Annotated in this window: 10 protein-coding genes; 9 read left to right on the top strand and 1 reads right to left on the bottom strand. The window is 61.1% G+C overall.

Translation table 11 applies throughout. The features are described from left to right. Window positions 1-25 precede the first annotated feature (25 nt). The 7 genes from AC1AX7_RS07110 to AC1AX7_RS07080 all read left to right on the top strand — a co-directional run bounded on the left by AC1AX7_RS07110 (window position 26) and on the right by AC1AX7_RS07080 (window position 10,287). A complete protein-coding gene (locus tag AC1AX7_RS07110; RefSeq protein ID WP_476509387.1) occupies window positions 26-2,554 on the top strand; it encodes a S9 family peptidase in 2,529 nt (842 codons plus the stop codon). A gap of 88 nt (window positions 2,555-2,642) precedes the next feature. Beyond that, the gene (locus AC1AX7_RS07105; RefSeq protein WP_476509386.1) at window positions 2,643-3,683 is read left to right on the top strand and encodes a 3-isopropylmalate dehydrogenase; all 1,041 of its coding nucleotides are present in this window, start codon (window positions 2,643-2,645) and stop codon (window positions 3,681-3,683) included. 168 nt (window positions 3,684-3,851) lie between these two features. Then, a complete protein-coding gene (locus AC1AX7_RS07100; protein ID WP_476509385.1) occupies window positions 3,852-4,481 on the top strand; it encodes a TM2 domain-containing protein in 630 nt (209 codons plus the stop codon). After that, window positions 4,481-5,635, top strand: coding sequence for a lipoate--protein ligase family protein (locus AC1AX7_RS07095; protein WP_476509384.1), 1,155 nt, complete (start codon window positions 4,481-4,483; stop codon window positions 5,633-5,635). The genes AC1AX7_RS07100 and AC1AX7_RS07095 overlap by 1 nt, the downstream gene beginning before the upstream one ends. A gap of 58 nt (window positions 5,636-5,693) precedes the next feature. Continuing rightward, window positions 5,694-6,413, top strand: coding sequence for a Crp/Fnr family transcriptional regulator (locus tag AC1AX7_RS07090; RefSeq protein ID WP_476509437.1), 720 nt, complete (start codon window positions 5,694-5,696; stop codon window positions 6,411-6,413). A gap of 184 nt (window positions 6,414-6,597) precedes the next feature. Further along, complete coding sequence (locus AC1AX7_RS07085) at window positions 6,598-8,913, top strand: transglycosylase domain-containing protein (RefSeq protein ID WP_476509383.1); 2,316 nt, start codon at window positions 6,598-6,600, stop codon at window positions 8,911-8,913. 261 nt (window positions 8,914-9,174) lie between these two features. Beyond that, window positions 9,175-10,287 (top strand): NADH:flavin oxidoreductase/NADH oxidase, encoded by a 1,113-nt coding sequence (locus tag AC1AX7_RS07080; RefSeq protein ID WP_476509382.1) that lies wholly within the window; start codon window positions 9,175-9,177, stop codon window positions 10,285-10,287. Window positions 10,288-10,458: 171 nt separating this feature from the next. Here the strand turns inward: AC1AX7_RS07080 and AC1AX7_RS07075 are convergent, their stop codons facing one another. Next, window positions 10,459-11,607, bottom strand: a complete 1,149-nt coding sequence (locus AC1AX7_RS07075) for a quinone-dependent dihydroorotate dehydrogenase (RefSeq protein ID WP_476509436.1) — start codon at window positions 11,605-11,607, stop codon at window positions 10,459-10,461. Between the two features lie 554 nt (window positions 11,608-12,161). Between AC1AX7_RS07075 and AC1AX7_RS07070 the strand changes: the two genes are divergently transcribed. Then, window positions 12,162-12,965 (top strand): DeoR/GlpR family DNA-binding transcription regulator, encoded by an 804-nt coding sequence (locus AC1AX7_RS07070; protein ID WP_476509381.1) that lies wholly within the window; start codon window positions 12,162-12,164, stop codon window positions 12,963-12,965. 8 nt (window positions 12,966-12,973) lie between these two features. Next, window positions 12,974-14,227: a galactose-1-phosphate uridylyltransferase gene (gene galT, locus AC1AX7_RS07065; protein ID WP_476509435.1), complete on the top strand. Its 1,254-nt coding sequence runs from the start codon at window positions 12,974-12,976 to the stop codon at window positions 14,225-14,227. Window positions 14,228-14,245: the final 18 nt, after the last annotated feature.

Raw genomic sequence — 14,245 nt, 5'->3', positions numbered from 1 at the left:
TTCGCCTGGCAATATAATCGCGTGCATGACAGTGAGTGAAAAGGCGGAGACGCCGGTTGCCAAGCGTGTGCCGAAGGAACGGCGTTTTCATGGCGACGTGTTCGTCGACCGGTACGAGTGGCTGCGCGATAAGGATTCCGCGGATGTGCGCGGTTTCGTGGCGGCGCAGAACGCGTACTGCGAGTCGCGCATGGCGCATTTGGCGGGGTTGCGCCAGACGTTGTTCGACGAGTTGAAGTCGCATGTGCAGGAGACCGACATGTCGGTGCCGACGCGCATGGACGGCTACTGGTATTTCACGCGCACCCGGCAGGGCCGCCAGTATGCGGCGCAATGCCGTCTGCCGATCCGCGGCGAGGACGATTGGGATCCGCCCGCGGTCGACGCGATGGACGCTCCGGGCGCGATGCCGGGCGAGCAGGTCGTATTCGATGCGAACAGCGAGGCGGAAGGCCATGAATTCTTCCGCATCGGCGGCATGGATATCAGCAAGGACGGCCGCTGGCTGCTGTACGGCGTGGACTACAGCGGCGACGAACGCTACGATTTCCGTATCCGCAACCTTGAAACCGGCGAGGAGCTGCCGGAAACGCTTGAGGGCATCGCGGGGGCATGTTTCACGCCGGATGCGCAGTGGGTGTTCTATTCGGTGCTGGACGATGCGTGGCGTCCGTACGCGGTGCGCCGGCACAGGGTCGGCACGCCGGTCGAGTCGGATATCGAAGTGTTCTGCGAACAGGATGAGCGCTTCTGGGTCGGCGTGGGCCTGTCGTTCGACGAGCGCAACATCGTGATCGGCACCGGTTCGAAAACGTCGACGGAAGTGCTGATGCTGCCTGCGGCAACGCCGGAAGGCGATTTCAAGCCGTTCATCAGGCGCGAGCCCGATGTGGAATATGATGTGAGCTTCGCCTGTTTCGAAGGCGCCGGCGAGAACGGCGGGGACATTCCGCTGGCCGTCGTGTACCACAACGCATACAATCCGAATTTCGAAATCAACGTGATCGATATGCGGATGCATGAGCCGCCGTATCGGCTTGGCGAAGGCGTATGCGTCGCCTCCGGCTCGCCGTATGGCTGTGAGGAAGGCGACCGCGTCATGCCGGGCGCATCGCTGCTTCCTGTCGGCACGGCCTATTTCAATGCCGCGAATCCCGCCATTTTGCAGGGTGCGCACGGTCTCGGCATCGAGGGCATCGCATTGCACCGTCATTATGTGGCCCTGTCGTATCGCGCCGACGGCATGAATCATCTTGCGGTGATGACGAAAAAGGACGCCGCCGAAGATTTTCTGGCCTCCCGGCCATGGCGTTTCGTCGAATTGACGCCGCCGTCATTGGAGGATGATTGGGATGTGCCGGATATCGATGATGCCTCCGACGATGATGCCTCCGGTAATGCGGCTTTCGATAATGCCGTCTCCGATAACGTCACCTCCGATAATGCTGGCGCATCGAATTGGACGACCGATGACGATACCGCGGGCCCGCATGCCGCATCCGGCATCGCATCGGTCGACATGTCGGACGGCGCCACCGCCGACGCCTTGCCGGGGGAGACGCGGCGACTGTACACGATCGGCACGGGAGGAAACCCCTCCTATGATGCGCCGCGTATGCGCTACTCCTTCTCCAGCTACACGAGGCCCGGCGAACTGCATGAATACGATCCGGCAACCGGCGAGGACCGCCTGCTGAAGCGCGCCAAGGTTTTGGGCGGATTCGACCCGCGCGATTACATGGAACGCCGCGTATGGATCGCCGCGCGCGACGGCGAACGCATTCCGGTGTCGCTGGTATGGCGTCGCGATGTGCCGACCTGCGATTGCGCGATGTTCATCACCGGATACGGCGCCTACGAGATCAGTTCCGATCCGGGCTTCTCCGTGGCGAGACTGAGTATGCTCGACCGCGGCGTGCTCTATGCGGTGCCGCACATCCGCGGCGGCGGCGAAATGGGGCGCGCCTGGTATGAGCAGGGGCGCCGTCTGAACAAGAAGCATTCCTTCGAGGATTTCGTGGACGCCACCAAAGCGTTGCAGCATGCCGGTCTGGCCGATCCCGCGCGGACGGTCGCCGACGGAGGCTCCGCCGGAGGCCTGCTGATGGGCGCGATCGCCAATATGGCGCCGGAATGCTATGCGGGCGTCGAGGCGGACGTGCCGTTCGTCGACGCGTTGACGTCGATCCTGGATCCGTCATTGCCGTTGACCGTCACCGAATGGGACGAATGGGGCGACCCGCTGCATGACGCCGACGTGTACGCGTATATGAAATCGTATACGCCGTATGAGAACGCGCCGGAAACCGCCGACGACGAACGCGTCGCGGTGTTCCCGAAGATCTTCATCACCACGTCGATGAACGACACCCGCGTGCTGTACGTCGAACCGATGAAATGGCTGGCCCGACTGCAGGCCGCCGGCGTGGACGCGGTGGCGAAGATCGAAGTCGAAGCAGGCCATGGCGGCACCTCCGGGCGCTACAAGCAGTGGGAGGAAATCTCCTACGAGAACGCATGGTGTCTGAACGTCATGGGGGTGGCGGGCGTCTGACGCCGCGAGCTGTCCACCATGTGAAACGCATGTCCATCTGGTGAAAGCCTCGCGCTCGCTTCAGTCGGGCGCGAGTAGTCTCGCCGCTATGAGCGAAACAACGAAGAAGTACACCATCGCGGTCATTCCAGGCGATGGCATCGGCAAGGAAGTCACCCCGTGGGCCCAGAAGGCTTTGGAAAAGGCCGCCGAAGGCGTGGCCGAGTTCGAATACGAGCCGTTCGACCTGGGTGCGGAGCGTTATCTGCGCGACGGGGCGATCCTGCCGGAAGACGAAGAGGAACGCATCAAGAAGACCGACGCGATCCTGCTGGGCGCCGTCGGCGATCCGCGCATCAAGGCCGGCATTCTGGAACGCGGCCTGCTGCTGAAGCTTCGTTTCGATCTGGACCAGTATGTGAACCTGCGTCCCTCCAAGCTGTATAAGGGCGTCGAATCGCCGCTCGCCGATCCGGGTGAGATCGACTTCGTCGTCGTGCGCGAAGGCACGGAAGGCCTGTACTGCGGTGCGGGCGGCGCCGTCCGCCGCGACACTCCGGCCGAAGTCGCCACCGAAGTGTCCATCAACACCGCCTATGGCGTGGAACGCGTCGTCCGCTACGCCTTCGAACTGGCCATGAAGCGTCGCAGGCACGTCACGCTGGTGCATAAGAAGAACGTGCTCGTCAACGCCGGCGACATGTGGCAGCGTCTGGTCGACAAGGTCGGCAAGGAATATCCGGAAGTCTCCCACGACTACTGCCATATCGACGCGGCCACGATCTACATGGTCTCCGACCCGTCCCGTTTCGACGTGATCCTGACGGACAACCTGTTCGGCGACATCCTCACCGACGAAGCGGGCGCGGTCGTCGGCGGCGTCGGATACTCCGCATCCGGCTGCATCAACGCATCCAACGAATACCCGTCGATGTTCGAGCCGATCCACGGATCCGCGCCCGATATCGCAGGCCAGGGCGTCGCCAATCCGACCGCCGCGATCCTGTCGGCCGCCATGCTGCTGCGTCACCTCGGATTCGACGAGGCCGCCGCCCGCATCGACGCCGCGGTGGAGGCCGACATCGAAGAACTGGGCGCGACCAGACGCAGCACCGACGAAGTCGGCCGCGACGTCCTCGCCCGCATGTGACGTCCGAGCCGCCGTCCGTATCCGGCCTGCAGAAAACCGCGTTTGCGGCCTTGCGGCCGGATGCCCCAAAACCGTAAAACTCCGTGGTCTTTACGGTTTTGGGTCGGTACGGTGCGTGTTCGCGCGCATCCGTCGTGTTTCAGACGCGCAATACGCTATCTTGGACTCATGGAAGAAAAGAACGATAACACGCAATGGTCCGCTGACCAGCAGGGACAATGGCCGTCCCTGCAGTCGCAGCCGGATGCGCAGTCCGCATATCGGCAGACTCCTTATACGCAGCAGGGCACGCCCCAAGAGCAGGCGTCTCAGCGGCAGGCTCCCCAATACATGTTCGGGCAGCCGCAAAGCCAGCCGCAGAACCGATACCAATATCAGCAGCCGTACGATTCAACGCAGTACGCGCAGTATGGCCAGCAGTATGGCCAACAACAGGGCCAGTATGGCCAGCCGAACTACGGCCAGCCGAATTACGGCCAGCAGTACGGCCAACCGTATGGGCAGCCGCAGTATGGCCAGTCGCCGCAGGGCGTGCCGTATGGCTATGTGCCGCGCAAGAAGCTGGTTGCGGGACTTCTCGGCATTGTCCTCGGCGGATTCGGCGTCCACAATTTCTATCTGGGATACACGGGCAAAGCGGTGGCGCAGCTGCTGCTGACCCTGATCGGCTGGATTCTGTTCGGGCTTGGCCCCCTGATCGCCATGATATGGGGATTCATCGAAGGCATCCTGATCCTGTGCTCCAATCAGTACAGCAGCTGGCATCAGGACGCGCACGGCGTGGAGCTCGTCGATTGATGAGCGAGACGATGAATCATCCGCAGGATCAGACGTCGAACCTGGCGCCGGGCCAGGCGGCGAACGCCAAGCCGGACCGGGCGCGCGGAGAATGCAAGATCCCCGGCGGCAAGCTCGTCGGCGTCACGCTGCTGTTCGACGATGACGGTCATGTCGTGAGCGGCAAGCTGGACGGCGATTTCTTCGTTGAAGGAGCCGAAACCGAATGCCGCGCGGTGATCAGCCAGATCGATCAGCTGCTGGCGCGCCGGATTCGTAGCGAACGGTATGAAGACACCATCGCGATGGCGATGGAGGGACATCCTGATGTGCGTTTCATCGGCACCGACGCGGCCGCGATCGCAACAGCCTGGAAGCGTGCGTGGAATTCCCGCAACGGCGTTGCCGATGATGAGGCGACGCCACGGACCTGCAAGCCGACGCGCCAGAATCTGATCACCGACGCCGAACGCGAGGAGTATCTTCGGCGTTGGCATGCGCAGGATTGGACCATCATGCATGACCATCCGCGTGCCGCGCAGGAACAGATGGACGTCGACGAGCTGTGGGCGAAGGAGGTCGCCGCAGGGGCAAGGCCTGCGACGCTGCGCATATGGGAGTGGTCTTCCGACGCGGTGGCGATCGGCCGGTTCCAGACCGTCGACAACGAGGTGAATACGGAGAACGCCCGTCGCGCCGGTTTCGAAATCGTCCGCCGTTGCACCGGCGGCGGCGCCATATATGTGCAGCCGGGCAACGTCATCACCTATTCGATCACCGCCCCGTACTCGTTCGTTGACGGATTGAGCGTTGAGGCCACATACCGGCTGTGTGATTTTTGGATGGTCGAAGCCTTGCGCGAGCTGGGCGCGGACGTGTATTTCAGCGGCATGAACGATATCGTTTCATCGCAGGGGAAGATCGCGGGTTCCGCACAGCGCCGCTTCGCGTCCGTCGACAGGGGACCGGGATCGGTGTTGCATCATACGACGGTTTCCTATGAGGCCAATCCTCGGATGATGGAACGCATTCTGAGGATTTCCGACGAGAAAATGTCCGATAAGGCCGTCAAATCCGTGCGCAAATACGTCGATTCGCTGAACCGTCAGATCGCGATGAGTCGCGAAGAAGTCGTCGATCATTTATTGGAGGCGGCAAAACGCGTTACAATATGACGCGGTGATCGAGGACGATTCGACTGCGATTGAACGTGATGTGAGTCTTGGAGGTGTGATGGGCTCGAATACGCCGAATGCGTTTTACGATGAGGACAATACGCTGCTTCAGACCGCGTTGTTCAAGCAGGTGTCTCCCGACCAGGCGAAGGAACTTCTGCCTTTTCTGCAGCATGCCGTGTATGAGAAGGGCGAGGCGATCTTCCGTGAGGGGGACACCGACCATCGCATGTATGTGCTGGAAGAGGGTAAGGTCAAGCTGATTCGTGAATCGCGTGACCGGCGCATACAGCTGCTCAGTATCCATGCGCACGGCGAACTGCTCGGCGAGATTCCGGTATTCGACCCGCACGGCGGTCCCCGTACGGCCAGCGCCATCGCGATGACCAACGGCACGCGCGTGGTGTGGCTGGAGCATGACGCGCTTTTCGCATGGCTCGACAGATACCCGCGTGTGGCCGTGGACATGCTTCAGGTGTTGGCGCATCGCATGCGCGACAATAACGAGCGCATCTCCGACATGGTGTTCATGGATGTTCCGGCGCGATTGGCCAAAACCCTGCTGAATCTGGCCACCAGATTCGGCGAGCCTGTGGAGGCGGGCCTGAAGGTGCCGCATGACCTGACGCAGGAGGAAATGGCGCAACTGGTCGGGTCCTCCCGTGAAACGGTGAACAAGGCGCTGATGGAGTTCGCCAATCGAGGATGGATCGCACGCGAAGGCCGTTCCATCATCATCTACCAGCCGGGCATGCTGATTCGACGTTCTCGCCGCTGACGCGATGAATGTTTTCGGCGGCTTTCCAGCGCTTTTCAAGATATGGATCGTCTATGAGGTGAAATCGTGATGGTTGGCCTCGAATCGCGGTGAAGTAGACCCGCCACCATAGAATGACCTCATGCCCAACAACATCATGCCTAACAGTTCTTTGCCCGGGGATCCCGCGAGCCGGAAGAAGAAGATGACGGTCCGACGCGTGCTTGCGCTGACGGTAGCCTACCTGACGTTGTGCGTCGGAGGCGGCGTCGTAAGCAGCTTCTTCCTGCTGCCGGCCATAGTCGGCGTCAATAACGTCGCTCAGGCGGTGCTTCCATCGTTGCAGGTCGAAGGCATCGATTTCGACGTCACCAGCCTGCCGCAGAAATCAACGATGTATGCAAGCGACGGCACGACCGTCATCGCGGAATTCTATGAACAGAATCGCACCGTGGTGCCGCTGAAGGATATTTCCGAACCGATGCAGCAGGCCGTCGTCGCGCGAGAGGACAAGCGTTTCTGGCAGCATTCCGGCGTGGACGTGCAGGGCGTGATGCGCGCGTTCATCATGACGTACATGATGAAGGAAGACCAGCAGGGCGGCTCTTCCCTGACCCAGCAGTATGTGAAGAACGTGCTGATCATGCAGGCCGAGGAAGACAACGATCCGATCGCCCAATACCATGCCTCCGAAGACACCATCGCCCGTAAGATCAGGGAAATGCTGATCGCGGTGCAGATGGAAAAGGTGTATTCCAAGCCCGAAATCCTGCAGGGATACCTGAATATCGCACAGTTCGGCCGCAATAACCTGTACGGCGTGGAAGCCGCGGCGGAACGGTATTTCAATGTTCCCGCATCCGAATTGAACGTGGTGCAGGCGGCCACGATCGCGGCCATCACGAAGAATCCGGAAAATTTCGATCCTTCCGTTGAGGCGAATCAGCCCGAGGCCGAAAAGCAGCGCAATATCGTATTGCAATTGATGTATGAGCAGGGCTATATCGAAACCGAACAGGAATATCAGGATGCGGTCAATACGCCGCTGGTGGATACGCTGAACGTTCAATCGGTGGCCAGCGGCTGCATGGCCGCCGAATATGATGCCGGCTATTTCTGCGACTATGTGGTGCACAAGATTCAGAATTCCGAAGAATTCGGCGATACCGCGGAAGAACGCAACGCCTTGCTGAGGGAAGGCGGCCTGAAGATCGTCACCACGCTTGATATCGACGCCAACACGCTGCTCAATGAGACCGCGCGCAACACCATCCCGCCCACCGACCCCAGCGGCATGGAAATCGTCATGGCATCCGTCGAGCCCGGCACCGGAAAGGTGCTTGGCTTCGGCATCAACCGTACCTACGATGTGACCGATGCGGCGAAAACCGATCAGACGCTTGATTCGATGAATTATGCCGTGGACTATGTGGACGGCGGCGGCCAGGGCTTCTCCATCGGCTCCTCATGGAAGCCGGTCAATCTGATTTCATGGATGGAGGCCGGGCATTCCATCAACGAGAATCTGCAGACCACCACACGCTACCCGACCAGCGAATTCAGCTGCGACAGGTATACCGGCGGCACCGAGGTGTGGAACGTCACCAACGCGTTGACCAACGGCACGGTCAATCCGGAAAGCCCGTTCCTCGGTCTGGTCCGCTCCCACAACACCACGCAGGCGTCGATGGGCGCCATCATCGGATTGTGCGCGATCGCCGACACCGCCACGAAGCTCGGATATCACGACGCCTACACGGGAGCGACGCTGGACCAGTCCCCGTCCTCCTTCGTGCCCGCCATGCTGGTGGGCAACGTCAACGTCTCCCCGCTGACCATGGCCAGCATCTTCGCGGTGTACGCGTCCAACGGCGTGCAATGCGATCCGGTCGCCATGACTCAGGTGACCGATAAGAACGGCAATGATCTGGAAGTGCCGTCGGCCAATTGCCATCAGGCCATCGATCCGGAGATCATCCAAACGCTTGCCTACACGCTGAATCAGGGCGTGGTCCGTCCCGACGGCGCGGGCGGCACGGCCCAGCTCGACGGCGGCCGCAAGACCTTCGCCAAAACCGGTACGCATGAAGACCAGCTGGTGACCACCGGCGGTTTCATTCCGAACGCAATCGCCACCTTCGTTCTGGTCGGCGACGTGCAGAACCCGGTCGGCAATCCGATCGCCAACATCGCGATCAACGGCGAATACCACTCCTACTGGGACGGCAGCACGATCGCCGCGCCGGCATGGCGTAATTTCATGAACGCCTACGCCGCCAAAAAGCAGCTGCCGATCGACAACAACTACGGACAGCCTTCCAGCAAGTACACCGCATCCAGCGGCACCGTCACCAGGATCGATGGGTCGAAGACGGGCTCCGGCGGCACTTCGTCGCGGAATTCGAATAACTCGAATAATTCAACCCAATCCAATGGCAATACGAATTCGAATAATTCGACGAATACCGGAACGCCCGATTCGAACGGCACAGGCAACGCCGATGGCGCGACAGGCCAGTGACAGGCCGGTGATAGGCCTGTGACAGGTCAATGACGGCCTGAAACGGCGCACAAGCCGTAAGGCATGCCGTCTGCTGCGACTGCCTGCTGCGACTGCCCGCCTTTGCGATGGCGGCTGCAGCGGTGGGTCGCCTTGCATCGGTTTTGTTTTGTGTGAACAATGCATGAACGCCCGTCCAATGGACGGGCGTTCTGCGTAGAATACAAGCAGCGCGTAAAACCGCATGATGTGTCCCGCATCGAGATCGGAGAGGATTCGCATATGGGCGAGAGCAAGACCACCAATGCCGTTTCCCGGCTGTTCGAACCGTTGACATTGCGCAATATGACGGTGCGCAATCGTATCTGGCTGCCGCCGATGGACACCTATTCGGCATTCGCGCGGGACGGGCGCCCCACGCCGTTCCACTATCAGCATTATGTGTCACGCGCCGCCGGCGGATTCGGCCTGATCATCGTCGAATCGACCGCGGTAAGCCCGCAAGGCCGCATTTCACCATGCGATCTCGGCCTGTGGGACGACGACCAGATGGATGCGTGGCGTTGGATCGTCAACGACGCGAAGACCGCCGGCGCGAGAATGGCCGTGCAGCTTAATCATGCCGGCCGCAAAGGCTCCGGCGGATGCTTCTCGATGAATGTTCCCAATAGTCAGAGCGTGCCGGTCGACCAGGGCGGCTGGCCCACGGTTGCACCAAGCCCTAAGCCGTATGGCCATATGGCCATGCCGCGCATGTTGACCGTCGATGAGATCGGGCAGATCGTCTCCCAATTCCGCGACGCCGCATGGCGTGCCGTGAACGTCGGCTTCGAGGCGATCGAAATCCATGCGGCGCACGGCTACCTGCTGTCGCAATTCCTCGATCCGCTGGTCAACGAGCGTGAAGACGAATACGGCGGCAGCTTCGAAGGCCGCATCCGCATACTGGTGGAGGTCGTCGACGCGATACGCTCCGTGATTCCGTCCGACGTGCCGGTGCTGGTGCGCATTTCGGCCACCGATTGGGCGGCCGGCGGCTGGGACCTCGATCAGAGCGTCGATCTGGCTTGCGTGCTGAAGCATCACGGCGTCGACCTGATCGATGTCTCCACCGGCGGCATTCTGCCCGATGTGACGATTCCCGCAAAGCCGAAATATCAGGTGCCGTTCGCCGAGGCGATCCGCGAACGCGCCGAAATCCCGGTAACCGCGGTCGGCCTGATCACCAAGCCCAAGCAGGCCGAGAAAATCATCCGCAATGGTCAGGCGGACGCCGTGCAGATCGGCCGCGCCGCCCTGCGCGACCCGTACTGGCCGCTGCGCGCCGCCGACAAGCTCGGCGTCGCCGTCGAGGACGCGCCGTACCTGCCGCAATACGTGCGCGGGGCATTCTGATAGCGGCTCAATCCGGTAGCGGCTCAATCCGGTATCGAATCAATCCGGCGTCAAACCAATCCGACATTGAATCGGCAGCGGTGTCTGATATGGCGAAAAGTGGCCGTATCAATCACAAGGCCGGCCCCAACATGGGGTCGGCCTTTTCGTAATCCTCGTATCGCTATTCCGTCAGGCGTCGACTCCGACGGCGTCGGCGACATGTTCGAAACCGTCGCGGCGCAGCAGGTCGGCCAGTCCCCGCTTCAATACCGTGATCTGCTGCGGGCCGCGGTACATCAGCGAACTGATGAACATCACCAGGCTCGATCCGCAGCGAATCTTCTCATACGCCTGCCGCGGAGTGAAAACGCCGCCGATGCCGGCGATCGTGAAGCGGTCGCCGTATTCGCGGTATACGCGGCGGATCATCTCGTTGCTGGCGCGATACGTCGGGCCGCCCGAAAGGCCGCCCTCCCAGCCGCGCGGGATGTCGAGGCCGGTGCGGTCCTTCTGCAGATTCGCGATGCTCAGGCCCTGCACATTGTGTCCGGCCAGCACGTCCAGCAGATCCCTGTATTCGGACCACGACTTGTTCAGCGGCATCTTCACCAGCGTCGGCTGCGGACGTTCGATCTTGTCCAATTGCGTGAACAGGCGGTCAAGCGCGTCCGGATCCTCGTTGAACGGCTCGCCTGCCATCGTGTTCGGGCAGGAGATGTTGACCTCGACCATGGCGGTGCGGCCGGCGGCGCGGCGCATCGAAATGCAGTAATCCTCGATGCCTTCGTCGATGTCGCCGGTCAGAGCGTCGTTCGTGCGGGCGATGGAGACCGAAATCTGCATGGTCCTCGCATGCGTCCACGCCTGCTCGGCGCGTGCGATCACCTTGTCCGAGCCCTCGTTGGCGAGGCCGACGTGCACCATCATCGAATCGTATTCGGGCAGGCGGTGGAACCAGGGTTTCGCGTTGCCGGGGCAGGGGCGGGCCGTGGTGGAGCCCACCGTTTCAAAGCCGAAGCCGGCGTTGTCGAGCAGCACCGGCATCTCGCAGTTCTTGTCGAGGCCGGCGGAGAGGCCGAACGGATTGGCGAAGTCGATGCCCATCGCATTCGTCTCCAGGATCGGATCGGTGTAGTCGAGCATTTCGCGGCACAGCCACATCAGCGGCGGGATGTTCTTGGTGACGCGGCAGAATTCAATCATCTGGTCATGCGCCTCGTCAGGGCGATGATTGAACACGAAATTCGGTTTGATGATGTGCTTGTATCCGAAAGTGAACAGGTCGGTGGTGGCCTTGTTCACGGCGTCATGCCAGAAATTCTCGCTCACATAAGTCATGCCTCCCATTGTCTCACCTCGCCGCCCTGGTTGCGCGCATATCGCCGCGGCCGTCGCTTGCCCGCTGTCTTCGCCGTGCATGTCACTGTGTGCATGTCACTGTCTCTGCCACGTATGCCGCTGTCTTCTGCTGTGTGTTGCTGTCTTCTGTTGTTTCCTGTGCGGTCGTTGCCTGTGTCGTGCATGTTGCTGTCTTCTGTTGTTCTTTCCGTGTGGGCGCTGCCTGTGTCGTGCATGTTGCTGCCTTCTTCGCATGTGTTGCCGCTTCCTTCATGGGGGTCGCACGTCCGGTGCCGATTGCCATGCCGAACGTGATGTCGTTTGTCTCTTCTCTTGCGCGTGTTGCGTGTCCGCGGCCTGCAGCATGTCATCAATCCGACGATCTCCTCTTTTTTCCTCTTTTTCCCCCTCTCGTGCGCGTTGCGCGCCCGTGGTCCTCTTGTCTTCGCTGAAATCCTGCGGTTTTGTGGTTTCGGGTAACGTAGGAATAGGAAATCCGTAGGAAACGCTCAAATCAGTTTTTATTTTGAGCAAATGTGTGCGATAATGTTCGAATGATATCGTCACAACGTCAGCATCTGATTTTGAGCAGGCTGCGCACGCGAGGAGCGGTGCGCATCACTGCGCTGTCCAAGGAATTGGGCGTCTCTGCCATGACCATCCGACGCGATATCGCCGATCTGGCCGATAAAGGTCTGCTTAAGCGTGTTCACGGCGGTGCCGTCAGCACCAGCACATTGCTGAGCGAGCCGTTGTTCTCTGTAAAGTCGCAGATGGACATCGGACTGAAGGATTCCATTGCGCGCGAAGCGATCAAATATGTCGCGCCGGGCGACGTCATCGCCATCGGCGGTGGCACGACGGCGTATGTGTTCGCGCAGCATCTGCTCGAATCGCAGCAATCCTCCGGCATCACCATCCTCACCAACTCCATCCCGGTGGCGGAATTGGTGCAGGCATTGGAATCGAAAGACGTCGAAGTCATCGTGACGGGCGGCGTCATCACGCGATCCAATTCGCTGGTCGGCCCCATCGCGGACAAGGTCGTCGCATCCCTTCGCGTCAACACCGTCTTTCTGGGTACGCATTCCGTGTCCGTTCCCCGCGGCTTCCTCATGCCCAATTCGCTGGAGGCCGCAACCGATATGGCGATGATGGACATCGCCGATCGCACCATCATCTTGACCGATCACACCAAATGGAGCTGCACGTCGTTGTCGCTGTTCGCACGCTTCGATCAGGTGGATACGGTCATCACCGATGACGGGCTCGACCCCGAATCGGCGACGGAAACCAGGAATCTGGTCAAAGAACTCGTTCTGGCGCGCCAGAGCGAATCAAATGAGGAAAGTGAGTGATCCTGACAATGAGTGAATTCGCCAATTACACTCCGGGAGCATATGCGAAGGAGCATATCCGCATCACGCCGACCACGCTGGCCGACGGACGTGACTTCTTCTATCTGGACGACGATCCGGAATACGTATCCGGCGCGAAAACCCGCGAATTGAACGATCCGCGCCAGCTGGCGTATCGCTTCGCCAATCAGCTGAACGCCGCCGGCGAGGAAGTGCCGTACGCCGCCCCCGAAATGCGTCGCGATCCGCTGACCGGCGACTGGATTCCGATGGCGACCGCGCGTATGAACCGCCCGATCACCGCAGGCCCCGGCGCCACCGCCAAGGGCAATCCGCTGGCCGCGCGCAAGCCGGGCGACCCGTATCAGGATGGCGAAGTACCGGACACCGACTACAACGTCGTCGTCTTCGAAAACCGTTTCCCCTCCATGGTGCGCGTTCCGGGCCGTTCCGAAGCCGTTGAATACGTGAACGGCAACCCGTTGTGGGAAAAGAAGCTCGCCGCGGGCCGCTGCGAAGTCATCTGCTTCGACCCCGACGAAGACGGCCTGCCGGCCGACCTGCCGGTCTCCCGTCTGCGCACCGTCGTCGAGGCATGGGCGTTCCGCACCGCCGAAATCTCCAAGATGGAAGGCATCGAACAGATCTTCCCGTTCGAAAACCACGGCGCCGAAATCGGCGTCTCCCTGGCCCATCCGCACGGACAGGTCTACTGCTACCCGTTCATCGCGCCGAAGATGGAAGCCGAACTGCAGCACACCGAGGCCTACCATGAGAAGACCGGCGGCAACCTGCTCAAGGACATCATGAACGCCGAAATCGAAGCCGAAGAACGCATCGTCATGCGCAACCACTCCTGGGTGGCCTACGTGCCGGCCGCAGCCCGCTGGCCTTTGGAGGTGCATGTGGCGCCGGTGCGCGACGTGCTGACCCTGGACGAACTCGACGACGACGAACGTTGGGATTTGGCGCAGATGTACTCCACGCTGCTCAAGCGCGGCAACGCCTTCTTCGACACCGGCGACGGCAAGGGCATGGACCTGCCGTACATCGCCGCATGGCATCAGGCCCCGATCCACGACAAGCGCCGCGAGAACTACCGCCTCAACCTGCAGTTCTTCTCCTTCCGCCGCGCCGCCAACAAGATCAAGTATCTGGCGGGCTCCGAATCGGGCATGGCCGCATGGATCTCCGACACCACGCCGGAACTCATCGCCAAGCGTTTCCACGAGCTCGGCGCCGTCGACATCGCGGAAGCCTGAATGCGAGCCTGATCGCCA

Source organism: Bifidobacterium sp. LH_449 (assembly GCF_056356755.1).
The sequence above is the reverse complement of the archived record's forward strand: the minus strand, read 5'-3'. Positions and strand labels throughout refer to the sequence as shown.

Coding starts and splice junctions, on each gene's coding strand:
- AC1AX7_RS07110 (WP_476509387.1), top strand. CDS start 26: ATGACAGTGAGTGAAAAGGCGGAGACGCCGGTTGCCAAGCGTGTGCCG.
- AC1AX7_RS07105 (WP_476509386.1), top strand. CDS start 2,643: ATGAGCGAAACAACGAAGAAGTACACCATCGCGGTCATTCCAGGCGAT.
- AC1AX7_RS07100 (WP_476509385.1), top strand. CDS start 3,852: ATGGAAGAAAAGAACGATAACACGCAATGGTCCGCTGACCAGCAGGGA.
- AC1AX7_RS07095 (WP_476509384.1), top strand. CDS start 4,481: ATGAGCGAGACGATGAATCATCCGCAGGATCAGACGTCGAACCTGGCG.
- AC1AX7_RS07090 (WP_476509437.1), top strand. CDS start 5,694: ATGGGCTCGAATACGCCGAATGCGTTTTACGATGAGGACAATACGCTG.
- AC1AX7_RS07085 (WP_476509383.1), top strand. CDS start 6,598: ATGACGGTCCGACGCGTGCTTGCGCTGACGGTAGCCTACCTGACGTTG.
- AC1AX7_RS07080 (WP_476509382.1), top strand. CDS start 9,175: ATGGGCGAGAGCAAGACCACCAATGCCGTTTCCCGGCTGTTCGAACCG.
- AC1AX7_RS07075 (WP_476509436.1), bottom strand. CDS start 11,607: ATGACTTATGTGAGCGAGAATTTCTGGCATGACGCCGTGAACAAGGCC.
- AC1AX7_RS07070 (WP_476509381.1), top strand. CDS start 12,162: ATGATATCGTCACAACGTCAGCATCTGATTTTGAGCAGGCTGCGCACG.
- galT (WP_476509435.1), top strand. CDS start 12,974: ATGAGTGAATTCGCCAATTACACTCCGGGAGCATATGCGAAGGAGCAT.